The 24,044-nt window shown below is 66.2% G+C and carries 24 protein-coding genes and 3 pseudogenes; 13 read left to right on the top strand and 14 right to left on the bottom strand.

All coding sequences use genetic code 11. The annotated features are described in order from the left end of the window. Window positions 1–2: 2 nt before the first annotated feature. The 4 genes and pseudogenes from P9K36_RS23650 to P9K36_RS23635 all read right to left on the bottom strand — a co-directional run bounded on the left by P9K36_RS23650 (window position 3) and on the right by P9K36_RS23635 (window position 2,007). The gene (locus tag P9K36_RS23650) at window positions 3–431 is read right to left on the bottom strand and encodes a DUF302 domain-containing protein (RefSeq protein WP_043387782.1); all 429 of its coding nucleotides are present in this window, start codon (window positions 429–431) and stop codon (window positions 3–5) included. Next, a complete protein-coding gene (locus P9K36_RS23645; protein WP_043387781.1) occupies window positions 428–766 on the bottom strand; it encodes an SH3-like domain-containing protein in 339 nt (112 codons plus the stop codon). Before P9K36_RS23645 ends, P9K36_RS23650 begins: the two co-directional genes overlap by 4 nt. A 108-nt stretch (window positions 767–874) precedes the next feature. Further along, window positions 875–1,090, bottom strand: a pseudogene (locus P9K36_RS23640) (alpha/beta hydrolase); the annotation flags it as partial. Between the two features lie 29 nt (window positions 1,091–1,119). Next, window positions 1,120–2,007 (bottom strand): alpha/beta hydrolase, encoded by an 888-nt coding sequence (locus P9K36_RS23635; RefSeq protein WP_043387780.1) that lies wholly within the window; start codon window positions 2,005–2,007, stop codon window positions 1,120–1,122. A 121-nt stretch (window positions 2,008–2,128) separates the two neighbouring features. Between P9K36_RS23635 and P9K36_RS23630 the strand changes: the two genes are divergently transcribed. Continuing rightward, a complete protein-coding gene (locus P9K36_RS23630) occupies window positions 2,129–3,097 on the top strand; it encodes a LysR family transcriptional regulator (RefSeq protein ID WP_244539016.1) in 969 nt (322 codons plus the stop codon). A gap of 69 nt (window positions 3,098–3,166) precedes the next feature. Here the strand turns inward: P9K36_RS23630 and P9K36_RS23625 are convergent, their stop codons facing one another. Further along, entirely contained in the window at window positions 3,167–4,609 is a 1,443-nt protein-coding gene (locus P9K36_RS23625; protein WP_244539015.1) for an aldehyde dehydrogenase family protein, read from the bottom strand. Between the two features lie 274 nt (window positions 4,610–4,883). Beyond that, window positions 4,884–5,543, bottom strand: a complete 660-nt coding sequence (locus P9K36_RS23620) for a TetR family transcriptional regulator (RefSeq protein ID WP_244539014.1) — start codon at window positions 5,541–5,543, stop codon at window positions 4,884–4,886. Window positions 5,544–5,679: 136 nt separating this feature from the next. On the opposite strand from P9K36_RS23620, the gene P9K36_RS23615 reads away from it, so the two are divergent. Then, complete coding sequence (locus tag P9K36_RS23615; RefSeq protein ID WP_043387778.1) at window positions 5,680–6,648, top strand: SDR family NAD(P)-dependent oxidoreductase; 969 nt, start codon at window positions 5,680–5,682, stop codon at window positions 6,646–6,648. A gap of 322 nt (window positions 6,649–6,970) precedes the next feature. On the opposite strand, the gene P9K36_RS23610 is transcribed toward P9K36_RS23615, so the two are convergent. Further along, window positions 6,971–8,224 (bottom strand): FAD-dependent oxidoreductase, encoded by a 1,254-nt coding sequence (locus P9K36_RS23610; RefSeq protein ID WP_043350446.1) that lies wholly within the window; start codon window positions 8,222–8,224, stop codon window positions 6,971–6,973. Between the two features lie 1,536 nt (window positions 8,225–9,760). Then, window positions 9,761–10,120, bottom strand: a pseudogene (locus P9K36_RS23605) (transposase); the annotation flags it as partial. 35 nt (window positions 10,121–10,155) lie between these two features. On the opposite strand from P9K36_RS23605, the gene P9K36_RS23600 reads away from it, so the two are divergent. The 10 genes from P9K36_RS23600 (at window position 10,156) to P9K36_RS23555 (ending at window position 18,895) form a co-directional block, all read left to right on the top strand. Beyond that, window positions 10,156–10,344 (top strand): hypothetical protein, encoded by a 189-nt coding sequence (locus P9K36_RS23600; RefSeq protein WP_051976278.1) that lies wholly within the window; start codon window positions 10,156–10,158, stop codon window positions 10,342–10,344. Further along, complete coding sequence (locus P9K36_RS23595; RefSeq protein ID WP_170867529.1) at window positions 10,344–10,547, top strand: hypothetical protein; 204 nt, start codon at window positions 10,344–10,346, stop codon at window positions 10,545–10,547. The genes P9K36_RS23600 and P9K36_RS23595 overlap by 1 nt, the downstream gene beginning before the upstream one ends. Continuing rightward, on the top strand, window positions 10,511–10,900 hold the full coding sequence (locus P9K36_RS23590) for a DUF302 domain-containing protein (protein ID WP_244539013.1): 390 nt from the start codon (window positions 10,511–10,513) through the stop codon (window positions 10,898–10,900). The genes P9K36_RS23595 and P9K36_RS23590 overlap by 37 nt, the downstream gene beginning before the upstream one ends. Before the next feature lie 85 nt (window positions 10,901–10,985). Then, window positions 10,986–11,942, top strand: coding sequence for a GlxA family transcriptional regulator (locus P9K36_RS23585; protein ID WP_043387777.1), 957 nt, complete (start codon window positions 10,986–10,988; stop codon window positions 11,940–11,942). Between the two features lie 103 nt (window positions 11,943–12,045). Continuing rightward, on the top strand, window positions 12,046–12,492 hold the full coding sequence (locus P9K36_RS23580; RefSeq protein ID WP_043352353.1) for a (2Fe-2S)-binding protein: 447 nt from the start codon (window positions 12,046–12,048) through the stop codon (window positions 12,490–12,492). 10 nt (window positions 12,493–12,502) lie between these two features. After that, window positions 12,503–14,725 (top strand): xanthine dehydrogenase family protein molybdopterin-binding subunit, encoded by a 2,223-nt coding sequence (locus tag P9K36_RS23575; protein ID WP_043387776.1) that lies wholly within the window; start codon window positions 12,503–12,505, stop codon window positions 14,723–14,725. A gap of 13 nt (window positions 14,726–14,738) precedes the next feature. Beyond that, on the top strand, window positions 14,739–15,533 hold the full coding sequence (locus P9K36_RS23570; protein ID WP_043387775.1) for an SDR family NAD(P)-dependent oxidoreductase: 795 nt from the start codon (window positions 14,739–14,741) through the stop codon (window positions 15,531–15,533). Between the two features lie 41 nt (window positions 15,534–15,574). After that, window positions 15,575–16,630: an SLAC1 anion channel family protein gene (locus tag P9K36_RS23565; protein WP_043387774.1), complete on the top strand. Its 1,056-nt coding sequence runs from the start codon at window positions 15,575–15,577 to the stop codon at window positions 16,628–16,630. 359 nt (window positions 16,631–16,989) lie between these two features. Further along, complete coding sequence (locus P9K36_RS23560) at window positions 16,990–17,418, top strand: hypothetical protein (protein ID WP_139239577.1); 429 nt, start codon at window positions 16,990–16,992, stop codon at window positions 17,416–17,418. Between the two features lie 370 nt (window positions 17,419–17,788). Then, window positions 17,789–18,895, top strand: coding sequence for a ring-opening amidohydrolase (locus tag P9K36_RS23555; RefSeq protein ID WP_278306089.1), 1,107 nt, complete (start codon window positions 17,789–17,791; stop codon window positions 18,893–18,895). A gap of 392 nt (window positions 18,896–19,287) precedes the next feature. Here P9K36_RS23555 and P9K36_RS23550 read toward each other — a convergent pair whose 3' ends face one another. Continuing rightward, the gene (locus P9K36_RS23550) at window positions 19,288–20,316 is read right to left on the bottom strand and encodes an IS110-like element ISMmg2 family transposase (RefSeq protein WP_043758515.1); all 1,029 of its coding nucleotides are present in this window, start codon (window positions 20,314–20,316) and stop codon (window positions 19,288–19,290) included. A gap of 407 nt (window positions 20,317–20,723) precedes the next feature. Between P9K36_RS23550 and P9K36_RS23545 the strand changes: the two genes are divergently transcribed. After that, a complete protein-coding gene (locus tag P9K36_RS23545) occupies window positions 20,724–21,437 on the top strand; it encodes a DUF6065 family protein (protein WP_043352361.1) in 714 nt (237 codons plus the stop codon). Between the two features lie 41 nt (window positions 21,438–21,478). Here the strand turns inward: P9K36_RS23545 and P9K36_RS23540 are convergent, their stop codons facing one another. From P9K36_RS23540 to P9K36_RS23520, 5 genes and pseudogenes are all read right to left on the bottom strand, one after another. Next, window positions 21,479–21,871, bottom strand: coding sequence for a hypothetical protein (locus tag P9K36_RS23540; protein WP_043386944.1), 393 nt, complete (start codon window positions 21,869–21,871; stop codon window positions 21,479–21,481). A gap of 337 nt (window positions 21,872–22,208) precedes the next feature. Further along, a pseudogene (locus P9K36_RS23535) lies at window positions 22,209–22,966 on the bottom strand (IS5 family transposase). A 70-nt stretch (window positions 22,967–23,036) separates the two neighbouring features. Beyond that, window positions 23,037–23,219, bottom strand: a complete 183-nt coding sequence (locus P9K36_RS23530) for a DUF3606 domain-containing protein (RefSeq protein ID WP_003600567.1) — start codon at window positions 23,217–23,219, stop codon at window positions 23,037–23,039. A gap of 158 nt (window positions 23,220–23,377) precedes the next feature. Beyond that, complete coding sequence (locus P9K36_RS23525; RefSeq protein WP_043352371.1) at window positions 23,378–23,557, bottom strand: hypothetical protein; 180 nt, start codon at window positions 23,555–23,557, stop codon at window positions 23,378–23,380. Next, the gene (locus P9K36_RS23520; protein WP_053622063.1) at window positions 23,554–23,811 is read right to left on the bottom strand and encodes a hypothetical protein; all 258 of its coding nucleotides are present in this window, start codon (window positions 23,809–23,811) and stop codon (window positions 23,554–23,556) included. Before P9K36_RS23520 ends, P9K36_RS23525 begins: the two co-directional genes overlap by 4 nt. Window positions 23,812–24,044: the final 233 nt, after the last annotated feature.

Genomic DNA, 24,044 nt, shown 5'->3' with positions numbered 1-24,044 from the left:
ACTCAAAGCGCTCCACGTGGTTTCGCCGCGTCGGTTCCAGAAGCCTGTAGCACGCAGGCCTCGACCAGCCGCGAGAGAGCCTCTGCGACACGCCTCGGATTGCTGTCCGTCAAGCCGTGACGCTCCGCCAGCCACAGGGGGTCGTCGTAACCGACCCAAGTCCGGTCCGCCGGATCACACCACACGAGGGCGCGCAGGGGCAGGTCAACGCCGATGGTTTGGTTGGCCTGCATCAGAGGCGTTCCGCCTTCCGCCCTGCCGAACACGAGCAGCTGGGTCGGCCGTAGATCGAGGCCGGCCTGGACCGCCGCGGCCGCATGATCGAGTCTGAGGAAGACCGCCAGGCCGCGCTCCGCCACGGCGCGGATAAGGTTGTCCATGGTCTCGCCGGGCCGGAACTGGCTCTCATGCTTGATGAAACCGGCCGTCATGGGCGAGGCTCCTGATCCCAGCGAGCCGCCACCTCGTCCATCTCGGCCGCCAGTTCGCTCGGGGTCAGGATACGTTCGGCGAACAGGATGTTGTCGAACGCGGCGATCCACCGCCCGTAATAGCTGAGCGCGCCGACCCTCTCGGCTCCAAACGCCTCGCTCCCCCTGCGCTTCTCCTCCGTTTTGAGGATCGTGTGGAAGTCGAGCACGTCGGCGCGGGCGTGGCAGCGTTTCTCCCAGGGCTCAAGTTCGTGTTCGGTCCGCTGAATGAGCTCACCGTCCAGGCCGCCGATGTCGTTCGGCAGCCGCTTCAGCAGCATCTCGGTCTGGGTCATCGGTCGGCTCCGGCGATTGGGACCCCGACGGGCGCCACGCCGATCATCGTGTCGCGCGTGACGAGGGCAGCCAGTTCCCCCTCGCCCCAGCCTTCCGCCCCCGCCCGGGGTATCGCGGTCGTTGCCGGTCCAGGGCTGGCTGGAGCGGCCGTGCCCACGCCTGTCATGCGCGATGCAGCGGTACCCCTGGCGGCCGAGGAAGAACATCTGATCTTCGAAGGCGTCGGCGCTGAGAGGCCAGCCGTGGCTGAAGACCACGGCTTACCCCTCGCCCCAGTCCTTGAAGTAGATTTCGGTGCCGTCCTCGACCGTGATCGTGCCCATTCGCGGTCCCCTCGCGTGCCCTCTGCACCTCAGCGACCGGCAACGTTACGGTCGAGGAAGTCCCGAATCATGGGCGCCATGACGTCGAGCTTGTCTTCGAGGGCGAAGTGCCCGGTATCGAGCAGATGCAGCTCGGCGTCGGGCAGGTCTCGCAGATACGGATGCGCGCCGTCGGCCGGGAAAATGGTGTCGTTCCGGCCCCAGACGATCAGCGTCGGCGGCTTGCGCTCGCGAAAGAAGGCCTGGAATTGCGGGTAGAGCGGTACGTTGGTGCCGTAGTCGCGGAAGAGGTCGAGCTGAATATCCTTGTTGCCCGGCCTGTCGAGCAGCACCTGATCGTGCAGCCAGTTGTCCGGATCGATCCGGGTTACATCGGCCACGCCGTCGACGTACTGGAACTTCGTCGTTTCCGGCGCGACGAGGACCGTAAGAGCCTCGCGCCGTTCCGAGGTATCCTCGCGCCAATAGGCCTTGATGGGATCCCAGAACGCCTTCAGCCCCTCCTCGTAGGCGTTGCCGTTCTGGACGACCAGCGCGGTGACGCGTTCGGGATGCTTGAGCGCGAGCCGATAGCCGACCGGGGCCCCGTAATCCATCACGTACATGGCGTAACGGTCCACCCCCAATCGGGAGAGCAGTCCGTCGACGATGTCGGCGTAGTGCGCGAACGTATATGCGAACTCCCGGTGGTCGGGCGCATCGCTGCCGCCGAAGCCCGGGTAGTCGGGTGCGATGACACGGTAGCGGTCCGCCAGAAGCGGAATGAGATTGCGGAACATGTGCGACGAGGTCGGGAAGCCGTGCAACAGCAACACGACCGGAGCATCCGACGGGCCCGCCTCCCGGTAGAAGACGTTCACGTTTTCGACCCGGGCTGCGCGGTAATAGGTGACCGGAATGCTGGTGAGATAGGTCACGTAGCCCCCTTCGCATCAAATCACTTGATCGAATTTAACGTATTGCGATCGACAGCAGAACATCTAAACTGCGAAATCGCTGATTTCGCGGGGCGGAACAATGATCGACCGTCTCGATGCGATGCGGGTGTTCGTCACCGCCCTGGACGAAGGGAGCCTCGCATCCGCTGGCCGACGCCTCAATCGCTCGCCCGCCGCCGTGACACGGGCCATCGCGGCTCTTGAGAGCCATGTCGGAGCCCAGCTCCTGCACCGGACGACACGACAATTGCGGTTGACCGAGGCCGGCGAGCGATACGCCGCCGTCTGCCGTCGGGTGCTGACGGATTTGGAGGAAGCCGACCTCGCCGTTACCGGGAACCGGGTTGCCCCGCGCGGCGTCCTGACCGTCACGGCGCCGGTGATGTTCGGGACACGGGTTTTGCGCCCGGTCGTGGGTGAGTTCCTGAAGGCATACCCTGCAATGCAGGTCCGCTACCTGCTGCTCAATCGGATGACGAACCTCCTCGATGAGGGCATCGATGTCGCGCTCCGGATCGCCCCGTTGCAGGAGGCCAACGTGATAGCGGTACGCATCGGCGAGGTGCGCCGCGTTCTGTGTGCGTCGCCGAAGTATCTGGCGGGCCGGCCGCCAATCAGGTCCCTGTCCGATCTGGCGCAGCACGACTTCATTGGTATCGAGCCCACGAGCCCGGACGATATCTGGAGCTTCCCGCCCTTAGACGGAGCCAGAATTCCCCGGACGGTCCGGGTCAAGCCGCGCCTGATGGTCAACACCGACGAGGCCGCCGTCAGCGCGGCGGTCGACGGCGAGGGCATCGCCCGGATCTTCTCCTATAAGATCCAGCACGAAGTCACGGGCGGCAGCTTGGTCGTTCTGCTTCCCGAGGCCGAGCCGCCTCCGGTGCCCGTACATCTCATCACGCTACCGGACAGGATGTCGCTCGCCAAAGTGCGGGCCTTCATGGACTTCGCCGCCTTCCGCCTCAAGGCCGACTTCGACTGCACCCGGTTGCACCCCAAAGACCGCCATTCCTCCCGGGACCGGCTCGACGCCGAGGTCTCGCGCCGGAGATTGACGCCGAATTGAAATGCCGCCGGCCGGCCGTCGAGATATCCATGATTGGTCGCGGCGTGGATCTCGCGGCGTTCCAATCCTTCACCGCCTCAACCGCGGATCGTCCTGCGTGACGCGGCTGCGCAGCGTGTAGACACCGCTTCCGGACAGGATGGCACTCCGGGCGAGAAGACGGCCGCTCTGCCAGTTCGACAGCCCGAGCTCGGGCTGGTTCAGGGCGTATTGCCCGTCGACCCATCGGGTGAACCCGTCGCCCACGAAGGGCGCGTTCACCGTGTCGTAGAAGCGCCGATGCGCCTCGGGGTCCTGACTGATCAACGATGCGGCGAAACGCGGGCTGTGGCGATTGAACAGCGTCACCGCGTGATCGAGGTCATCCACGATCTTCAGGCTGACCTCGGGCGTGTCTTCCCATTCCCACTCGTGTCCGAGATCGTCCTCGGACTGGATCTCCGTCAGCGGCTCGGTGCGTTCGCCTTCGGCGCGCCGGACGCGGACGGTGGCGGTACGCCAGCCGTCCGGCAGGACGGTCTCGTCGCCTGCCACCGCGTGTAGTTTGCATCCGAAGCCGCGTGCGCGGCCGGCGGATTCCAGGGCCGCCAGGAAAACCGGCACCAGATCCGTCACCCGGGCGCGATGGATGCAGCACACGTTCAGGGTGTTGCAGACCTTTCGGTCCAGAGACGCGTCGACAGCCGCGGAGAAGCGCTCCGCATCCGCATCGCGGTCGGCAATCATCCACGCACCGCCGGTTCCGTGCAGGCTGACCGCCGTGCCGGCCTGTCGTGCGACGCTCCCGAGCTGGGCGACGGCCCGACCCGACCCGCGCGCCACCGCCAGCGAGAGCCGACGGTCAGCGAAGAGGGCCCAGCCTGTCGACCGTTCCGCGCTCTCGACGAGCGAGATGGCTCCGGGCGGTAGGCCGGCCTCATCGAGCGCGGGAACCAGGGCGTGCCGCATGATGGCCTGTGCGGTGCCGAGCGCGTCGCTGCCGATGCGGAAGACGGCCGTGTTGCCGCTGCGCAGGACGCCCGCTGCATCGGCGAGCACGTTCGGGCGCCCCTCGAAGACGAAGCCGACCACCCCGAGCGGTGCCGCCACCTGCGCGATGGTCCAGCCGGGATGGTCGATGCGCTCGACGACCCGACCGCGCAGCGTCTCGCTGTCTCGCCACGCCCGCAGGCCCGCGATCATATCCTGCCGCATCCGGTCGGTGGCGACGAGCCGGGTCGTCGAACGGCCGCCACTCTGGGCGCGCTCGACATCCTGCCGGTTCGCCTCGGCGATGGCATGCCAAGCCGAAGGGTCATCGAGGCGCGCGGCGAACCGGTCGAAGAACCGCTCAATCGCCTGATCCGGTACGGCCGACATCGCCATGAAGGCGGCATGCGCACGGTCCACCGCGGCGGCCGCCAAGGCGATCTGAGCCGCCGGGACGTGGAGGAGGTCTCCGGTCTCCTGCAGGACCAGCAGATGGTCACCGGGCTGGAAGGCCTCCGCCAGTTCCGGCGTGATCACGGTCACGCGGTCACCGCCAAAAGGCACAGGAGTTCCCGATACGAGGCGCGCGAGGGTCGTCGTCATGGGAGCGGGCATAGGGCGATCTCGGTGTGGAAACCAAGCCGTGTCGTCGTTGAAAGCGACCCCTCGATCGAGCGGTGTGACGCCGGGAGGCGCGCCAAGGGCTTCTCGGTCGCTCCGAAGGGATCCGGTCGGCGGAAGGAGCACGGCCCCGGCATCACCATACCGGGACGGTGGTGACCCAATCGCAGCACGCCTCCCGCCCGGATCCACGCGTTCACGGCGTTGATCGGCGAGATTGGCGATGGGGGGCGCCCTTGGCCCAGGCCGCAATCGAGCGTCCCGCTTCGTCGCGACCGGACTTTTCAAGACCGGTGACCAAGATATCGACGAGGCGCATGGCCGACTGCCTCCGGTCCGGCCCGGAGCTGATGTTGGCCACACTGGCCACCGCCCGCAGCAGGTCGAGCGGCTCCATGCCCAGTTGGATCTCCCCCGCAGCGACCGCGCGGTCGCACAGCATGGCCATGGCCTGCTTAATCTGGGCGCCGGATGCCGCATACAGGCCGGCCGGCCCGTCGGCCACCGCATTGAGGGCCTCGGACATGCCTTGCTTGGTCGCCATGTAGTCGACGAACACCAGCATCCATTCCCGCAAGGCCTCAGTCGGGGAACGGGTGGCTGTGAGCCGTTCCGCGGCCTCGGCGAGATGGGCGGTCTCATTCCGGTAGACCGCCTCGATCAGGGCGTCGCGGGTCGGGAAATGACGGTAGAGCGTGCCGACCCCCACGCCTGCCGCGCGCGCGATCTCCTCCAGGCCAGCGGCCGCGCCCTTCTCGGCGAAAGTCGTCTTGGCCGTGTCGAGCAGCCGGAGGCGATTGCGCTGGGCGTCGGCGCGCGGCCTGCGGGCTGTCACACGAGGTTCCTCGTCGTCCACGGGCGAAGCGCCTCTTGCTAAACGGAGGGTCGCTCCGTATTTAAACGGAGGCAACCTCCTCTTATCGACTCGGAGGCCGGCGAACAATGGCGTCGCGGGCGACGGGCGAGGTGTGTCCACCGACAAGGAGAGCACCATGGCCGCAACATTCGGAGCGACCTCGACCACCGAAGAGGTGCTCGCCGGCGTCGATCTCAGCGGAAAGCGCGTGCTCGTCACGGGCGTCTCGGCCGGGCTTGGCGTGGAGACGGCCCGCGCCCTCGCGGCGCACGGGGCGCATGTCGTCGGCACGGCGCGGGATCTCGCCAAGGCCGCGGCGGCGACTGCCGTAGTCCGCGATCAGGCGGCGCATGGCGGAAGTCTCGAACTGGTCGCGCTCGACCTCGCCTCGCTGGCCAGCGTCCGTGCCTGCGCCCACGCCTTGCTGGCGGACGGCAGGCCGTTCGACGTCGTCATCGCCAATGCCGGCGTCATGGCCACGCCGCTGGGTCGCACGACCGACGGCTTTGAGACGCAGTTCGGCACGAACCACCTCGGCCACTTCGTGCTCGTGAACCGGATCGCGTCCTCGATCCGGGACGGTGGCCGGCTGGTCATGGTCGCCTCGTCCGGTCATCGCTACGCGGGACCTGATCTGGACGATCCGGGCTTCGAGCGTACGCCTTACGACCCGATGGTCGCGTACGGGCGCTCGAAGACGGCCAACATCCAGTTCGCGGTGGAGTTCGACCGGCGGCACAGGACGCGCGGCGTGCGGGCGACAGCTTTGCACCCCGGCGGCATCGAGACCGAACTCGGCCGGCATTTGGGCCAGGGCGCCGTCGCCCAGTCGGTCGAGAGGATCAACGCCGACCTCGCTGCGGCCGGCAAGCCGGCATTTGCGTGGAAAACCATCCCTCAAGGAGCTGCCACATCAGTTTGGGCGGCTTTCGTGGCGGCGGCGGAGGCCGTCGGCGGCCGCTATTGCGAGAACTGCCACGTGTCCGAGATCACCGACGGGTTGATCACGCCCGTCAGCGAGGGCGTGCGCTCCTACGCTTTGGATCCCGAACGCGCGCGTGCGCTCTGGGCTAGAAGCGAGGACATGGTCGGCGAACGGTTCTGATATTGCAACCCGGCACCTCCGGGCCGGACCAAGCCGAACATCGGATGTCCGCCTTTGAAATCTGGCGCCTCGAAGCGGACAGGTAGAAATCAACCCTGCGTGGTCCTCCCGCTCCGACCCATGCCGGCCCTGCTGACAGTCGTCGGCGCGTTCCGAACGCAGCCATTCAGCGGCCGCTTGGCAGCTTCGGTTCGAGGCGCAATCCGGACCGTCGGCTTTCGCGCAGCGGCCCAGTTACCACTCGTCTCCCGGACGGGACACGCGCGTGGGTCTGCAGGAAGACCGAGATCAGTCGAAAGAGCGGGTTTTGCAAATGGGGCTTCTAGCCGGTTGTCGCGGGGCGCGCCTGGATCACGGGCGCGGCCGCTGCCAGAATTGAAGCGGCGTCGCGTGTGAGGGGAGGGTAGATGCGGCTGCCATTGATGAGGCGCTTGGTAGCTTTGGCCGCTGCTCCGTCGGCAATTAGGCGGTCGCGATCCCAGCCCGACGTGTAGACTGCCCCCCACGCGCCGAGATCGAGCACAGTTACGTAATCAGGTGCCGCGAACGGCAAGCAAAGATCCGACCGTCCTGCGAGATCGTAGACTGCATTGTTCCCTGCGAAACGACCCATCGGGCGCGCGTGTTGGCAAGACATCACCGTGGTGTGTCCCGCATCGTCGGCTGTGGCCACGGCCACGTCGCCGGCCGCGAACACGGCCGAAATCCCGATGACCCGCATCATCGCGTCCACGGGCAACCGACCGAGTGCGTCGTGCGTCACGTCTAAATCCTCGGCGAGGGGATTTGCCCGCATGCCCGTGGCACAGATGACCGTCAGCGCCGGGATGTACGTTCCATCACTGAGCGTCACGCCCGTCGAATCGATCGTGGCAACGCCGGTGCCGCTGATGCATTCGACGGCAGCTGCGGCGAGAGCCTGTCGAATCGCCGGCATTGCGGCTCCGCCCATCGTGGACCCAACCTCGACAGAGCGGTCGACCAGCAGCGTGCGAACCGGGCCAGTTGCTCCGGCCCGATCGCGGGCAGCCGCGAGGCGAGCAGGCAACTCGCAGGCGAGTTCTATCCCGACCAAACCACCGCCGATCACGACGGCGGTCCAGCGGCCGGCTTGGTCCGGCCTCGATCCGCAGCGGCCCAAGTCTCGGAGGTGACTCGCGAGCTGGCGCGCGCCGCCAAGCGTATCAACGTCGCAAGCCAGATCGACGCCTGGTATCGGCGGCCGGGTCAGCCGGCTCCCGGCGGCGAGAATCAACCTGTCGTATTCGAGCGCTATCGGCTCAGGTTTGTCCGCGACGCGCACCATCAGACGACGACCGGCGGCGTCGATCTTGGTCACGCTGCCCTCGATCCGGTCGACGTCGATGGGATCGAGCACCTCGTCCAGTGGCACGGCCAGGGGCGTGAGGTCGGTCTCGTAGCATCGCACCCGGATAGAGTGGAACGGATCTGGCGCAACAAGGGTGATCGCGACCTGGTCTGTCAGCCCGAGTTCGACGCGCGCCCGGGCAGCAGCCGCGGCGCTCCAGAGGCCGGCAAAGCCGCCGCCAACGACGACGATGGTGCGTTTGGCCATTGGGATCTGCCCCCGCATCCGGTCTATTCAAAACAATGATAGCAGATCGTGAATGGCGGCCGTCGAATTCACGTGGGGCCTTAACTGGACTGAGGCCATCGCTGGGATGGATCGCAAGCGGACGGCGCGGCGCACTCCGTTTCCAGCGATCGCTGCTGGTCTGCTGACCTGCGGACATGCACTCTCGGCGGTCCTGTCGCTGCACACCCATGGCAGCCGTCCGGCACCTTCAGCGCAAGGTAACGACCAGATCCCGGCCTTTTGCCCCGAAGCGGACGTTTCCTCTCTGAGTCAGCTTGGCCATCGGTACTGATCAGCCTCGATGTTTGTGGCAGACGAACGAGGCCGCGTGTGATGGATATGTCGGTGACGGAGATCTACTCAACCTCTCGATCGCCTATGGCGTGATGTTTTTCCGCTACAGTTGTTTCTGGTGCAACGCTCATACGCCTTGAAGTTTCGTCCGCTCCAATCCGGCGTGTTTGCCATGCAGGCCCAAATGCATCTCTGGGTGTCCATCGGATCTTCTTTTGACAATGCCGGCGTTGTGATGAGGATCCCTAAGATGAATGCCGCCGGAAGTTTCAGATTTTGCATGTCTTGCTCCAAGGAAACAAATTTTAGACGATCTTTGGTTTGGGGCGATTTTTAAATATTGAGTGACGTGATTCTGGGTGACGTAAATCGCTTCCAATATATGCCTGCCTTACAAAAACGCGACAATGCACCGCAACTTGGGCCGATTCGATCAAATCAGTCTTCGATTTAATACATGCCAAATGAGATTTGACAAGCTGCAATCGGTGATTGGGGCTGATCCAATTCTTACTCGAACGGGCAGATTGAATGGCCTGATGATTTAGACAATCGAAATCGGACAATAATATTTGACTGGTGCCGGCTGTGTCGCTGTCCGCTCCCTCGAATCGATCTATCGAAGATAATTCGATAGGTTATCATCAAGTTTATTTTGTATAACAATTTTTTTATTGCTATAAAACGATCTTCGCAAGATATATAGAGTTCCGCGATTGAGCGCGACGGTCGCATCTGGTCCCAGTAAACCTCGCGCACAGTCGAACGATCGCAAGGATGAACGCTTAAGTTAATCTGCGTTTATTGGATAGTTTAGAATATAATCGGATAATAACAGCGTTGTCGTGACGCTTTACCTGTGACCGGATGTGGAAGATCACCGAAGGAGAGTTCATCCATCGTTATTTTGTTTATTCACAGGCTTGTTATAGAGCTGCCGTTTCTTCCTAATAACTCAATTTGCGACCGCTAAAATTCGTTGATTGTTACGGGCGGCTGTAAATGGATCAAAATTATTAAGCTTTCCCGAAGTTCTCGTTCCTCCGAGCGCCGCTGATGGGGCTTCCCGCGACCGCGGAGCTTGCTGGTGAAGCTGACGGCGGCCGGCTGGATTTGCGAAGGCGCATGGCTTCAATTGGCGAATGGCCGCCGAGAAAAGCCGCGCTACTGGACGTGGTCGGCAGGATCGTTCCAGCGAGGATTTATACCAACTCTCACTGATCAGAACCCATGAGCCCAGGCCCGCAGGCCGATGGACATGATGCGCCAGGGCTGGTCCTTGAGCGTGTTCCAGGCGCCGCGGCACTGATCGAGGATGGCCTCGTATGACGCAAAGATCCGGTTGCCGAGCCAGTTCTCACGGATGAACTGCCAGAGGTTCTCGACCGGGTTCAGTTCGGGCGAGCGCGCTGGCAGCGGCAGCAGCGTGATATTGGCCGGCACGATGAGCTTCTGGGTCAGGTGCCAGCCAACCCGATCGAGCAGCCGCACAGCGTGCGCACCGGCGGTGACGGCCCTGGCGATCTCGGCCAGATGCAGGTTCATCGCCTCGGTGGTACAGCGGGGCATGACGAGCCCGGCGGACGGTCCGCCGCCGCGACGGCTTCGAGACCGTGGTGCGCGCGCTGATGGCGGAATCCGGCTTCGCGACCACCGAATCCCCGCGCACCGGCGATGTCGGCCTCGTCGCGCACCCGCGCGTCGGGCCGGCCTGCGCGATCCGCTGCCCGCTGGGCTGGGCGGTGAAGAGCCCCGCCCACCTCGCGCTCGGCCCCTGGCCGGCCCGCGTGGCCTGGCGCGTCTGATGCCGGCCGCGATCGGCGCCGCCCTGATCGGCGAGCTGGCGCTCGGCGCCACCGCCGAACTCGTCGTCGGCGACGCGGTCGTGACGGTCGGCACCGTGGCCCTGCAAAACGGCGCCCAGGCCCTGCTCGGCTCCGACAAGCGGGCCGATCCGCCTTGGAGGCTTCGGTGCCCGTCATCGACCGCGATTACACCAAGTTCTTGAAAGCCGGGAAGGTGGATGAGGCGCGCGATCTCCTTGAACGGCAGACGCCTCTCTCGTTCTTCGGCTCTCGGGACCATGGCGATGGGCTGCTCACCGCTGGGTTGCGCCGGAAGGCCGTCCAGTACGACATCGGCAATCCGCTGACGGCTGCGTCGATGACCCGGCACGCCCTCTCGGCCGCCTTGTACGCGCCGATCCGGGTACTTCTGCGTGAGGATGACGACGATAAGATTGCCTTCGAGTACGACCGTCCGGTCGGTACCCTCGGCCAGTTCGGGAATCCGCAGGTCGATGGCGTCGCCGGCAAACTGGATGAACTCCTCAGGCGCGTGCTCACTGCGGCTGCCGAATGAAGTCAGGCCCTTGTATGCGTCGCGGATCGGCCCAGCCTCGGCTTCCACGCGGCGCACGATGGGAAACAGTTGAAAGGTTTCCGCAATGGCTGGCGTCCGCCGCATCGGGCTCGTGCTCTGCCCGGATTTCGATTTCATGGGCTTGGCCGTGACCTCGCCCTTCGCCGTGGCCAATCGATACGTCGCCGACACGACCTACGACATCCACGTGCTGTCGGAGGCGGGCGGGCTCCTTCGCTCGGGGTCCGGCCCTGCCGTCGAGACCGAGCCGCTGAGCGAGCCGTCCGCCTTCGACACGATCATCGTCGCCGCGGGCATCAGCCTGCCCGAGCCGAGCCCAGATCTCGTCGCCTACCTGCGGGAGGCGGCCCGTTCCACGCGGCGCCTGGCGGGCCTGTGCCTCGGCGCCTTCGCCCTGGCCGATGCCGGGCTGCTGAGCGGGCGGCGCGCCACGACCCACTGGCGCTACGCGCCGCAGTTCCGCGCGCGCTACCCCAACTGCGCCCTCGACATTGACAAGATATACGTCGCGGACGGCAACCTCTGGACTTCCGCCGGCATGTCGGCGGGCATCGATCTCGCCGTCGCCATGGTCGAGCGCGACCACGGCCGGCAGGTGGCCCGCACCGTGGCGCGGGGCCTCGTCATGGAGCGCCGTCGCGCCGGGGGCCAGGCCCAGCACTCGGCCCTGCTCGATTTCGATGCGCCGAGCGACCGGATCCAGAGCGTCCTCGCCTATGCGCGCCAGAACCTGCGGCGTCCGCTGACGACCGAGGATCTCGCGGCGGTCGCCTGCCTCAGCCCACGCCAGTTCACCCGGGCCTTCCGGACCGAGACCGGCGTCTCGCCGGCCAAGGCCGTCGAGGCCATGCGCGTCGAGGCCGCCAAGCACATGCTGGAGCAGAGCCGCCTGCCCATCGAGCAGATCGCCGCCGCGGCCGGCTTCGCCAATCGCGAGCGGATGCGCCGGGCATTCCTGCGTGTCCAGGGCGACGTCCCGCGGGCGATCCGCCGGACTGCGGGTCCGCTCGCCGTCGTCTGACGCGGCGGCATGTCCGAAAACGAGGCAAATATGACGTAGTGGGTGCCGAGACCTCTGCTTAAGCATGGCCTTAGGGTCTAATTACTGTCGGGGAGTCGCGGTCATGGTGAGCCTGACGATTAACGGTCGCCACTATTCCGTCGACGCCGAGCCCGATACTCCGCTGCTTTTCGTCCTACGGGATACGCTCGGCCTGACCGGCACAAAATATGGCTGCGGCATCGCCCAATGCGGGGCCTGCACGGTCCATCTCGACGGACAGGCGACGCGATCCTGTCAGGTGCCTTTAGAGAGCGTCGGCACCCAGGCCGTCACGACCATCGAGGCAATCGAGCAGGACGACGTCGGCCGGAAGGTCGTGGAGGCCTGGGTCGCGTTGCAGGTGCCGCAATGCGGCTACTGCCAGTCCGGCCAAGTCATGGCCGCCACCGCCTTGCTGAAGCAGACCCCGCACCCGACTGACGGCGACATCACAGAGGCGATGACGAACCTCTGCCGCTGCGGCACCTACAACGCCATTGCCGCCGCCGTGCGGCAGGCCGCCGCCTGAGGAGTCCGCGATGCATCCGCTCCTCCGCCCCGCAGCCCCCTCCCGCCGCCGAGTCCTCGCGGGGGCCGGCGCTGCCCTCGTCCTCAGTGCCCTCCTGCCCGCGCGAAGGACCCACGCCGAGGCGCAGGGCCCCGCCGAGGGGGCGGGTGCCCTCGCGCCGAAGCCGGGGACGCGGGTGGCCGCCTTCCTGGAGATCCATCCGGACGGCACCATCAAGCTGCTCAGCCCCTTCGTGGAGGGCGGCCAGGGCATCGCCACCGGCTTGGCGCAGATCGTCGGCGAGGAGCTCGACGTGCCGCCCTCCCGCTTCGTCGTGGAATGCGCGCCGCCCGGACCGGACTACGCCGTCGTCAACGGCATCCGCATGACCGGCGGCAGCTTCTCGACCCGGTCGAGCTACGAGATCATGCGCCGCCTCGGCGCGACCGCCCGCGACCTGATGATCCGCGCGGCCGCGGCCCGGCTCAAGGTGCAGGACGGCGAACTCACCACCCGCGACGGTGTGGTGCTTCACGCGGCAACGAGCCGCGTCCTCTCCTACGGCGACCTCGCCGCCGATGCCCTGAAGCTGAAGCCGAACGAATCCGTCCCCCTGCGCGACCCGGCGACCTTCCGCTACATCGGCCAGCCCGTCCCCCGCCTCGACGTGCGGGACAAGTCCACGGGCCGGGCGATCTACGCCATCGACCAGACAGTCGAGGGCATGCTCTACGCCGCCGTGCAGCACGCGCCGCGCCTCGGCACGGAGCCGATGAGACTCGCGAACGAGGCCGAAATCCGAGCCATGCCAGGCGTCCATTCGGTGCACCGCGTGCCCGGCGCCGTGGCGGTCGCCGCCGACAGCTGGTGGCGGGCGCGCAAGGCGGTCGAGGCGCTGAAGGTCGAATGGTCGGCCGCCAAGCCCAGCGGCATCGACACGGTCGCTGCGGATTTCTCGTCCGACGGCATGCTCGCGGCCCTCAAGGCCTCGGCGGATCCGGGCCACATGGCCGAGGAAGAGGGCGACGTGGCCGGCGCCTTCGCCAAGGCCGCCAAGGTGGTGGAGGCGGAGTACGAAGCCCCCTACCTCGCCCACGCGCAGCTCGAACCGCCCTCGGCGATCGCGCGCTTCGACCGTGACGGAACCCTCGATGTCTGGCTTCCGAACCAGATGCCGGAGGTGTTCCAGGCCGTGTCGGCGAAGGTCGCCGGGCTGCAGCCGGCCCAGGTCCGCATCCACTCGCCGATGCTCGGCGGCTTCTTCGGCCGGCACTTCACCTACGACGCCGGCAACCCGTTCCCGCAGGCGATCCTGCTCGCCAGGGCTACCGGCCGCCCCGTGAAGGTGCTGTGGTCGCGCGAGGAGGAATTCAGCCGCGACGCCGTGCGCCCCCTGAGCTTCAGCCGCTTCCGCGCGGCCCTCGACGCCTCGGGCCAGCCGACGGCGATCGAGGCGCGCACGGTCGGGGAAGGCCCGATCGGCCGCTACTTCGGCATGATGATGCAGACGCCCGTCGACCCGTCGGCGGTCGAGGGCATCGTCGAGAAGCCCTACGCCGTGCCCAACCGGCGCATGACTTTCACGAAGGTCGCCCATCCGGTCAACATCGCGTTCTGGCGCTCGGTCGGGCACTCGATGAACGATGCGTTCTACGAGAGCTTCCTGGACGAGGTCGCCCAGGCCGGCGGCCAGGATCCGTTGGCCCTGCGCATGGCGCTCCTCCAGGGCAGCGCCCGGCACCGCACCCTCCTCTCGACGGTGGCCGAGATGTCCGGCGGCTGGCAACGCGGGCCCTACCGCGCGGAGGGCGGGATGCGCGCCCGCGGCCTCGCCATGGCCTCGCCCTTCGGATCGGAGACGGCGACCATCGCGGAGGTGTCAGTGGAGGGCGGCGAAGCCCGCGTCCACAACCTCTGGATCGCCTTCGACCCCGGCAGCATCGTGAACCCGGCCATCGTCAAGGCGCAGGTGGAATCGGCGGCGGCGCTCGGCCTGTCCTCGGTGCTGTTCGAGCAGATCGTCTACCGGGACGGCGTGCGGCAATCGCAGAACTACGACACCTATCCTGTCCTGCGGCGGGAGCACATGCCGAAAGTCCATGTGCGCATCGTCGAGAGCGGCGCGCCGATGGGCGGGGTCGGTGAACCGGGCCTACCGGGCGTGCCGCCCGCCGTGCTCAACGCCATCGCGGCGCTCACCGGGCAGCGGATCCGCGCGCTGCCGGTCGCCAACAGCAAGCTCACCGCTGCCTGACGAGGTTTTGACCATGACACCGCACACAGGCACGGCCCTCGTCACGGGCGCATCGTCGGGGATCGGCGCGACCTATGCCGATCAATTGGCCGCCAGAGGCCACGACCTCGTCCTCGTTGCCCGTGACGCCGCCCGCCTGCGGGCGGCGGCCGAGCGCATCGGGCAGGCGACCGGCGTGGCCGTCGAGGTCCTGCCCGCCGACCTGACGCGACCAGCGGACCTCGCAACGGTCCGGCATCGCGTCGCCACGGACGCGCGCCTCGCGCTCCTCGTGAACTGCGCCGGGCTCGGGCCTCTCGGGCCGTCGCTCGACAGTCCTGCGGATTTCTACGACGGGATGCTCGACCTCAACGTCCGGGCCTTGCAGACCCTGACCTTCGCGGCGGCGAAGGCCTTCGCAGACCGCGGCAGGGGCGCCATCGTCAACGTCTCCTCGGTCGTGGCCCTCATCCCGGAGCGCTTCAACGCCGGCTACGCCGCCCAGAAGGCCTTCGTGCTCGCCCTGACGCAGGGGCTCGCGGCCGAGATCGGCGGCAAAGGCGTGCAGCTCCAGGCAGTGCTGCCCGGCGTCACCCGCACCGAGTTCTTCGACAGGGCAGGCGCGGATATCGGGCAGATCCCCGCGGAGATGATCATGGAAGCCCGCGACCTCGTGGCGGCGGCCCTTGCCGGGCTCGACGCGGGCGAGGTTGTGACGATACCCTCTCTGCCGGATCCTGCCGATTGGCAGGCCTTCGAGGCCGCCCGGTTCCATCTCGGCCCGAACCTGTCTCGCCGGGCGCCAGCCGCCCGATACGGTTTCGGCTGACAGCACTGGCCTACGGGGCCTGCGTGGAGGACGAACGTTCGATGCTGCAGGTCGTCTTGGAAGAGCAGAGTACGTCGGACTCCGAAGCCACCCTGATCGCCCATCGTCCGCCGGAGCGACCGAAGGGTCCGGGCGGCTGGCGGCAGGTGGAGGCCCTGCCCATCGGCCTGTTTGCGGCGGTGATGGGCCTGACCGGCCTGAGTGTCGCTTGGACGATGGCGCATACCCGGTACGGCGTCCCCCTCTGGCTCGGCAAGTCCATCGGGCTGATGGCCTGCGCCGCTTTTGTCGCCCTCGCGGCGGGCTACGGCACCAAGGCTGTCATCGCGGCCCCGGCGGTGAAGGCCGAATTCCGCCATCCCATCGCGGGCAACCTGTTCGGCACGCCGCTGATCAGCCTGCTCCTCCTGCCGATCCCCCTGGCGCCCTTGAGCCTCACCCTCGCGCGCCTGCTCTGGATCGTGGGTGCCCTCGGCATGACCCTCTTCGCGTGGTGGGTCGTGACCCGATGGCTGAGCGACCGGCAGCAGGCCGCGCATGCGACGCCGGCCTGGATTGTGCCGGTCGTCGGCCTCCTCGACGTGCCCCTTGCCCTTCCGGTTCTGGGCCTGCCGCCGATGCCGGGCGTGATGGTGTTCTCACTGGCCGTGGGACTGTTCTTCGCCGTGCCCCTGTTCACGGTGATCCTGTCCCGCCTGCTGTTCGAGCCCCCGCTCCCTGCCGCCTTGCAGCCGTCGCTCCTGATCCTCGTTGCGCCCTTCGCGGTGGGGTTCTCGGCATATGTGGCCACGACGGGAACGGTGGATCTCTTTGCGGAGGCGCTCTTCGCGGTCGCCGTGTTCCTCCTCGCCGTACTGCTGCCGAAGCTTGCCCGCTTCGGGCGGAGCTGCCCCTTCCGCGTGTCGTGGTGGGGCGTGAGCTTCCCCCTCGCCGCAGCATCCGTCGCGACCTTGCGGGTCGCGACGGCGCAACCGGGCGCGGCGATCGACATCTTCGCTGTCGGCCTGCTCACGCTCGCAACGGCGGTGATCGGATGGCTGCTCGCCCGGACCCTCGTCGGACTCGCCCGCGGGGAGCTGCGCACGCTGGCGCAATGACCGGCGAGGGCGACAGGTCCCGGCTCACCCGCGACGAAGAGTTTGAACGTCCACATTTGATAGGCTGCGAGAGCTGGCTGTGTGGCCGCAAAGGGTGCGTCACTGCCAGCTTAGAGGCGGAACTAGCGTTCGGTTACAGGAGCCGCACAAACGCTCTTAAAGGACTGCGTTGGATCGCTTCCGGAATGGCGGCTTGGGGTGGTTTTCTGCCCGGCCGCTTTGCGGCAGCCATGCATGAGAGCGGACATCGTCGACACGCGCTCTGGCGACCGGAGACAAAAATGGGTGCAATAGCGCTGATAGAAGAAGTTAAGCGATGGGCTTTAATGTGCGGCTAGCTTTGCGACCGAGATGCCGACATGAACCGCATTGCAATGACAGGGTTAATTCTATCCGGTGGGATAATCGCGCTCGCTCCATTTGTCCCGTGGAAGCAATTGGCGGCGCATGGAGTAGTTCGAAAATATCATATCATTCAAGTGGCCCCAACGACATTTACTGAAACGAAATCGTTCGGATCCCCAGTAGTGCACAAAATTTTACAGGCGAAAATTCAAACTTCTACAGCTTCGAATACCGAGGATTTAGAAATATACGCTAAAAACTTCTTCGATGGAGAGCTCAAACATAAGGCCGACGAACAGCAGATTGAAATGGTATGGATTACTTTCTACTTCGCGGATACGCCTGACCAAATGAGCGGTATGGTGCGAACTTTTCGCGATATATACATTCGCGATAATGGAAATTGGCAGCGGTTCCAAAAACCTACTGGTCAACGCACATAAAGCTCTACAGACTACCCGAGATCGAAGTTGTCAGGCGACTGACGAATGGCTGCTTTCGGGGCAGCCGCAACGGCGGTCCGGACGGCTGGGTTGGGTCGCTTCCGGAACGGCGGCATGGAGTGGTCTCGAGACGGTCTGCTTCTACTGCAGATCGGGCCAATGTGCTGGTTCGGAGTCGGGAGCCGATCGACGAATTGCTCCGTCCGCGCGGTAGAAGGCTCAGGGCCTCTCCGAAGATGGTCCGGTCTGTGCTTGCCCCTGCTGGCCACCCGATCGTGTCGGTCCCTGTCGTCGCTGGGCGCGCGGCCGGACGATGGGTTTGCCCCCAATGGAAGGGCGGCGCCCCTTCTTACTCCACCCCGGTTCCCCCATGCCCGAATGCCTCGTCTTCCGCGTGCCCGCGCAGCATCCCGCCGACGTCTCCCAGGTAATGGGCCTCGTCGCTTCCGGGGCGGTGGAGGTGACCGAGATCGTCGCGATCTTCGGCAAGACCGAGGGCAACGGCTGCGTGAATGACTTCACCCGGCAGCTTGCGGTGATGGCCCTGGAGACAGCACTCGCCACCGCCCTCGGCTGCACGGCGGCGGAGGTCGGAGCGCGGATCGCCCTCGTCATGTCCGGCGGCACCGAAGGCGGGCTGTCGCCGCACTTCCTCGTCCTCGCCCGGCGTGACGGCCCCGCGGTGCCGGTGGGCAAGGCGCTCGCCATCGGCACGGCCTTCACCCAGGAGTTCCGGGCGGAGGCGATCGGCCGGATGGCGCAGGTCGAGGCGACTGCGGCGGCGGTCGGCCGGGCCATGGCAGAGGCGGGGCTCACCGATCCCGCCGACGTGCATTTCGTGCAGGTGAAGTGCCCGCTCCTGACGAGCGCTCGGATCGCCGAGGCGGCCGCCCGGGGCCACGGCGTGGCCACACACGACACCTACGCCTCGATGGGCTTATCCCGCGGCGCCTCGGCGCTCGGCATCGCCCTCGCCCTCGGGGAGGTCGACCGCGAACATCTTACGGATTCCGCCATCGGCACCCGACGCGATCTTTTCTCCGGCCGCGCCAGCTGCTCGGCGGGGATCGAGCTGATGCGCAACGAGATCATCGTGCTCGGCAACTCCCAGGGCTGGACAGGCCCGCTCGCCATCGCCCACCGGGTCATGGACGACGGCATCGACCTGCCCGCGATTCGGGGGGTGCTCACCGACCTCGGCTTCCTGGAAGCGGGGCAGTTGCCGCCTCATGACTCGGAGCGCGTGATCGCCCTGCTCGCCAAAGCCGAGCCCTCCCATGACGGCCTGATCCGGGGACGGCGCCACATCATGAACGACGACAGCGATATCAACGCCACCCGGCACGCCCGCGCCTTGGTCGGCGGCGTGGCCGCTGCGGCGATCGGCCGGACGGACCTGTTCGTCTCCGGCGGCGCTGAGCATCAGGGGCCGGATGGCGGCGGGCCGGTAGCGGTCATCGCCCGCGTGAGGGACTGAAGCCGTGCGCGGGGCCGCAGAAGTGCGTCCGCTTTGCTGAGGGCCACGCCCCAAAGCAAGCTGGTAGCGCTCGGCCAGCTCCCGCGGCGCCAACGCGCCTCCGACTGCCTCCGATGGCTGGATACCTGCTAGTCCTGTGTGGATGGCTCCCGCATTGCAAGTGGCGAATTGAGCTTCTGACGGGTTGGTCGGGTGCAGTCTTGTGTCCGGCCTGTCGATGCAGTCGTTCATGTTGACCGCTGGCCCTGATGGGATCCGCGAGCTGGGTCCCACTCTGCTTTGCGGGCTATGACGCCCTGGACTAGCGGCGGGGTGTCCCGGCTCCCGGTCTGACCGGTTCGCCATCAACTCTCATCGTCCTCGCAACCTGGAAACGTCTCCTCTGCGTGCTGTCAGGCGGCCGTGGCCGCCGGTGCGCGGTAGGTGCCGCCGCGGGTCATGATCGCCCAGGCGACCCGCGCCGTGCGATTGGCCGCCGCAACGGTCACCACGCGCACCGGCTTACGCTGCAGCAGCGCCGGCAGCCGCGGGTCGACCGAGGTCGGTGTCGTCTTCGCACGCCGGATCAGAGAGGTCATGCCGACCACGAGCAGCCGGCGCAGGTAGCGGTCGCCCATGCGCGAGATCCGGCCCAGGCGCTCCTTGCCGCCACTGCAGTTCTGCAGCGGTGTCAGGCCCAACGAGGCCGCGAACTGCCGACCGGAGCGGAAGCGTTCGGGCTCGCTCACCGAGGCGGCCAACGCGGTTGCCGACACGATGCCGACACCCGGGATCGTCGCCAGGCGCTGCGACAGGTCGCTGTCCCGATGCCAGGCGAGCAACTCCTTCTCCAGTCGGGTGAGCTGGATCTGCACGGCACCGATCTGATCGGCCAGCCCGGTCACCACGCGCTGGGCGAGCGGCGGCACCTCGGCCGCGTCTCCGGCCGAGAGCCGGGCCGCCAGTTCGAGCGCGTGCCGCAGGCCCCGCGCCATCTCGATCCCGAACTCGGCGAGCAGGCCGCGGATCATGTTCACCAACTGCGTGCGTTGCTTGACCAGCAGGTCGCGCGTCCGGTGCAGCGCCAGCGCCGCCTGCTGCTCGGTCGACTTCACCGGCACGAAGCGCATGCTCGGGCGCGTGACCGCCTCACAGATTGCAGCGGCATCGTTCGCATCGGTCTTGCCGCGCTTCACATACGGCTTCACGTAAGCCGGCGGCATCAGCCGCACGTCGTGGCCCAGGCTCATGAGCTCCCGGGCCCAGTGATGCGCCGTGCCGCACGCCTCCATGCCGACCAGGCAGCGCGGCAGCTTGGCGAAGAACGGCACGACCTGCGCCCGCCTCAGAGCCTTGCGCACGACGACGTGCCCAGCTGCGTCGACGGCGTGGACCTGGAAGATGCTCTTGGCCAGATCGATGCCGACGGTGGTGATCTCCATGGGGATGGCTCCTGCATGAGCGTGGCTGCTGCTTCGGCAGCGACCACATCTTGGCACCGAGATGCCGTCAGTCGGAGCGGGAGCCATCCACCCCATCTGCTTTTGGACAGTTCGTGCATACAAGCGGGCCTTCCTGGCAGGCTACGCATCGGCGACCTCGAAGCTCTGCGAGCCGCCCGAGACCTGCATCACGACCGGCGTCCGCCCCTGCGTCGGCCGCACCGAACTCCCAGGGCCACTTCCGTTTCGACCCAAGTGCGGGAGCGCGTCTGACATTGAAGGTCTTCAGCGTCGTGGCGGCGCGGTTTGTCGGCAAAGCCAGCGTGCGATCACATGGTGGTGCTTCACGCCGAACCGTACCTCCGATCCCCCTATCTTCATGGGCGACATCGAAGGGACGGTCGAGAATGCGACAGGTGAAAGTCAGGCTGATGGAGTCGGGTCTGCGCCCCCGGCGGACGCGCTTGGAAATCCCCGGTTGGGCGGGCGATCCCGAGCCCCGCACGAACGGTTCGCAGGAATATGCCTGGCACTGCATCCCCTTTTCGGAGGCGGCCAAGGGCGGGATCGAGCTGTTCTACCCCTACGACAGCGAGCTGCGCGTGAGCACTCGGGACGGAAAGCTGGTCTTCGAGGGAGCGTTCGCCGAGCCCGGCGAACCAGGGCCGCAAGGGCCGCCGTTCCGGAGCTTCGGCGACGCCTACTACACCTACCAGATCCTCATCGACCTAAAGGTGGATGAAGGTTGGGCGATCAAGACCGAGACCCACCCTCGCTTCTACACCGACCGGACCGGAACCGTGCCGGTCGCGGTACCGGCCCTGATCCGGCACTGGTGGCCGATGATGTACTTCATGGTGTTCAAGGCCCCGGACGAGGGCCGCACCCACGTGTTCCGGAAAGACGAGCCGTTCATGCAGGTCACCGTCGTCCCGGCCGAGGCCGACTTCGAGCTTGTGCCCATGTCCGAGGAAGAGGCGGCCGAGCGCGAACTCCAATCGCGGCGCATCTACGCCAGCCGCGAGACGCTGGCGGCGGACTCGCAGTGGACCTCGGCGACCCACACCGTCTTCGACGGAACCTACCGGCGCATCCTGGGCGCCGCCAAGAGCCAGCGGTGAGGCCGGACGGGGTGGGAACCAGCCACCCCGCCGCAGCCGGCTCAGTACCCGTACGGCACGTAGTAGCCGTGGTGATGATGGTGATGATGGTGATGGTGGTGGTACCGCCGGTAGTACCGGTGGTGATGATGGTGATGGTGATAGAACGGCGGGTAGAAGCCGTGATGATGGTGATGATGATGATAGTAGTATTGCGCCTGCTGGACCGTGGCCTCGCCCTCGGAGGCTGCCGGTAGCAGTTCGGCTTTCGCCGCGGCCTCGTCCGCCTCCTTGAGGAGCGCAACCGCGTTGGGGATGGGCTTGAGCAGGTCGGCGTAGCTCTCGGCCTGCATGGCCGCAGTCAGCCTGGTCTCGGCGGGCATCGCGGCCTGCGCCGGGTCGGCGGCCGCGAGCAGGGTGACGGCCCCGATCAAGCCAGCGACTGTCTTGTCCATCGACGGAATCCTTCCTTGCACGGCGCGGCCCGCCCCCGAAGAAGCGCGGACGGAAGCGCCGCCGGAAACACCACCCGCCATAAAGCCGTTCCGGCTTGCCCAGCGCTCGGCAATCACTTCTCCGGCATGAGCATCCAAGTGTATGCTGCCACTCGCTATTGCCGACGTAGATCTTTGGTGAAATGAAATTTAGTGGATTTTCTTCGCGTCCTCAGTTGCTGCATCTGGCGCGACTACGGCATTGAGTCGTTGGCGTAACCCAGCGGCGCGTGCATGCCGCTTTTCGAGAAGACGGCGATGACGGGACGCTGGCCGTGGGCCTAGCTCGGTCGTGGACTCATAAAGTCCGCAGCCAGACCCGCAGGGCTGCGAGCTTGACGCTGGCGAGGAAGTTGTCGGGGTCGTTGTCGTAGCGGGTGGCGACGGCGCGGAAGTGCTTGATCTTGCTGAAGAAGCGCTCGACTGAGTGGCGGTACTCGTACGGGAACGGGCTGAACGCCAGGACCTGCTGACGGTTGGGCATCGGCTTCACGTTTGCCCACGCGCCCTGCTCCGCCATCCGGGTGCGTAGCGCGTCCCTGTCGTAGGCCCGGTCACCCAACAGGATCTGAGCTGCACCCAACCCGCCCAGCATGTCGGCCGCCGCGCGTCCGTCATGCACTTGGCCTTCCGTGCTCTTGAGCACCACCGGACGGCCCTCGGCATCCACCAGCGCGTGGATCTTGCTCGTCAGGCCGCCGCGCGAGCGACCCATGCCACCGGATCGGCCGTCTTTTTTGGGGCGCAGGCAGCGTGCTGGTGCACCCGCACGCTGGTGGCGTCGATCATCTGCAGGTCGCCCTCGTAAGCCTCTGACACGGAATCCAGAAGCGGACCCCAGATGCCGCGCTTGCGCCAGCGCCGGAAGCGGTTGCCGCAGGTCGTATGCGGGCCGTAGCGCGCCGGAATGTCGGCCCAGGGCGCGCCCGTGCGCAGCCGCCAGACGATCCCGTCCAGCACCCGCCGGTCATCCACGCGCTCCTTGCCGCGCACGTCCGTCGGCAACAGCGGCTCGATCACCGCCCACTCCGCATCCGTCAGATCAAACCGCGCCATCCACGCCTCTCCTGCTCAGAGGGCTAACGATGGCGCGGCTCAACCGTGCCAGCCATTATGGGTTCGCGACCTAACGCTTCTTGCCCAGCTCGGCCGCGATGTCCTTGGTCATTCGCCCGACTTTGCGATGCGCGGCCGTAAGCTGGTCCTGCGTGACACCCCAGCGCTTCATCCAGAACTCGACAGCCTTGCGTTCCGACAGATCGAGGCGGTCCTTGTCGATGAAGCCACGCTTGTCCTTGAGGCCGGCCATGGGGATCCTGTTGGGTTGAAGACCTGCGGTCTGTGAAGAATCTCACGACGGACTGGCGAAGCATGAGCGCGAGGCGTCGCAAGCTAAGCTCTTCGCATTCGTGAAATCAGAAATAGTAAAAATTTATACGATAACTGCTTGTCAGGCGAACAGAGCGGCTAATCTCCGGGCACTTTCTGCTCGGCTTGATATTTGAGCCACATCGCACGATCAACTTCGGCGCGCTTGATACGGTCGGACTCTTTCTCATGCGTCAGCCACAGGACAACGCCGACCATCGTCGCTAGGACGAGCGGGCCGAGGAAAAGAACAACCATCTGTGCGAGCGTCAGGCTCACGCGCGCAGGGCTCCGAGCAGGCGTCTGGCCACCAGATGTAGTATGCCTGCCAGGAGACTCCAACCAACCAGGAGAGCGCTAGCTGTCAGCGCGCTGGCGGTGCCCGAGAAAATCGCCACTGACGGAGAGATACCGCCGACAGCCACGGAAGCGACTGCGACGCCGTTGACCCACATCGCTGTCAGCTTCGCCCGCTCATTGCGGATCAGCTTGGCGTCGTCGGGGCTCAGTGGCGGGATTTCGGTATCGGCCATGACACGGGGCAGCTCGGAGCAACCGAGGGGTTGAATAGAGGCTCGATCCGTGAGGTTATTTAGAACAAATCAGGAACAAAATCCAGGGTCGATCTCGCCTTATCGCGCGCTTTGGCGCCACCATCCCCAATATACGAGAGCCCGGATTTCGGCGGTCATCGGCAGCGGAGGCGGCCCCGATGATGAGCGTGCCCGCTTCTCGGATGGGGTCGGCAGCGGCTTCTAAGCGCGCA

The organism is Methylobacterium sp. 391_Methyba4 (assembly GCF_029691625.1).
GTDB lineage: Bacteria > Pseudomonadota > Alphaproteobacteria > Rhizobiales > Beijerinckiaceae > Methylobacterium > Methylobacterium fujisawaense.
This window is presented reverse-complemented; position numbering and strand designations above follow the sequence as displayed.

What these genes read in the sequence shown, in the direction of transcription:
- P9K36_RS23550 (WP_043758515.1), bottom strand. Translation starts at nt 20,316, where the DNA reads ATGGAGATCACCACCGTCGGCATCGATCTGGCCAAGAGCATCTTCCAG.
- P9K36_RS23575 (WP_043387776.1), top strand. Translation starts at nt 12,503, where the DNA reads ATGCATCCGCTCCTCCGCCCCGCAGCCCCCTCCCGCCGCCGAGTCCTC.
- P9K36_RS23580 (WP_043352353.1), top strand. Translation starts at nt 12,046, where the DNA reads ATGGTGAGCCTGACGATTAACGGTCGCCACTATTCCGTCGACGCCGAG.
- P9K36_RS23530 (WP_003600567.1), bottom strand. Translation starts at nt 23,219, where the DNA reads ATGGCCGGCCTCAAGGACAAGCGTGGCTTCATCGACAAGGACCGCCTC.
- P9K36_RS23545 (WP_043352361.1), top strand. Translation starts at nt 20,724, where the DNA reads ATGCGACAGGTGAAAGTCAGGCTGATGGAGTCGGGTCTGCGCCCCCGG.
- P9K36_RS23615 (WP_043387778.1), top strand. Translation starts at nt 5,680, where the DNA reads ATGGCCGCAACATTCGGAGCGACCTCGACCACCGAAGAGGTGCTCGCC.
- P9K36_RS23645 (WP_043387781.1), bottom strand. Translation starts at nt 766, where the DNA reads ATGACCCAGACCGAGATGCTGCTGAAGCGGCTGCCGAACGACATCGGC.
- P9K36_RS23540 (WP_043386944.1), bottom strand. Translation starts at nt 21,871, where the DNA reads ATGGACAAGACAGTCGCTGGCTTGATCGGGGCCGTCACCCTGCTCGCG.
- P9K36_RS23595 (WP_170867529.1), top strand. Translation starts at nt 10,344, where the DNA reads ATGCCGGCCGCGATCGGCGCCGCCCTGATCGGCGAGCTGGCGCTCGGC.
- P9K36_RS23565 (WP_043387774.1), top strand. Translation starts at nt 15,575, where the DNA reads ATGCTGCAGGTCGTCTTGGAAGAGCAGAGTACGTCGGACTCCGAAGCC.
- P9K36_RS23585 (WP_043387777.1), top strand. Translation starts at nt 10,986, where the DNA reads ATGGCTGGCGTCCGCCGCATCGGGCTCGTGCTCTGCCCGGATTTCGAT.
- P9K36_RS23650 (WP_043387782.1), bottom strand. Translation starts at nt 431, where the DNA reads ATGACGGCCGGTTTCATCAAGCATGAGAGCCAGTTCCGGCCCGGCGAG.
- P9K36_RS23610 (WP_043350446.1), bottom strand. Translation starts at nt 8,224, where the DNA reads ATGGCCAAACGCACCATCGTCGTCGTTGGCGGCGGCTTTGCCGGCCTC.
- P9K36_RS23630 (WP_244539016.1), top strand. Translation starts at nt 2,129, where the DNA reads ATGCGGGTGTTCGTCACCGCCCTGGACGAAGGGAGCCTCGCATCCGCT.
- P9K36_RS23520 (WP_053622063.1), bottom strand. Translation starts at nt 23,811, where the DNA reads ATGGCCGATACCGAAATCCCGCCACTGAGCCCCGACGACGCCAAGCTG.
- P9K36_RS23555 (WP_278306089.1), top strand. Translation starts at nt 17,789, where the DNA reads ATGCCCGAATGCCTCGTCTTCCGCGTGCCCGCGCAGCATCCCGCCGAC.
- P9K36_RS23570 (WP_043387775.1), top strand. Translation starts at nt 14,739, where the DNA reads ATGACACCGCACACAGGCACGGCCCTCGTCACGGGCGCATCGTCGGGG.
- P9K36_RS23560 (WP_139239577.1), top strand. Translation starts at nt 16,990, where the DNA reads ATGAACCGCATTGCAATGACAGGGTTAATTCTATCCGGTGGGATAATC.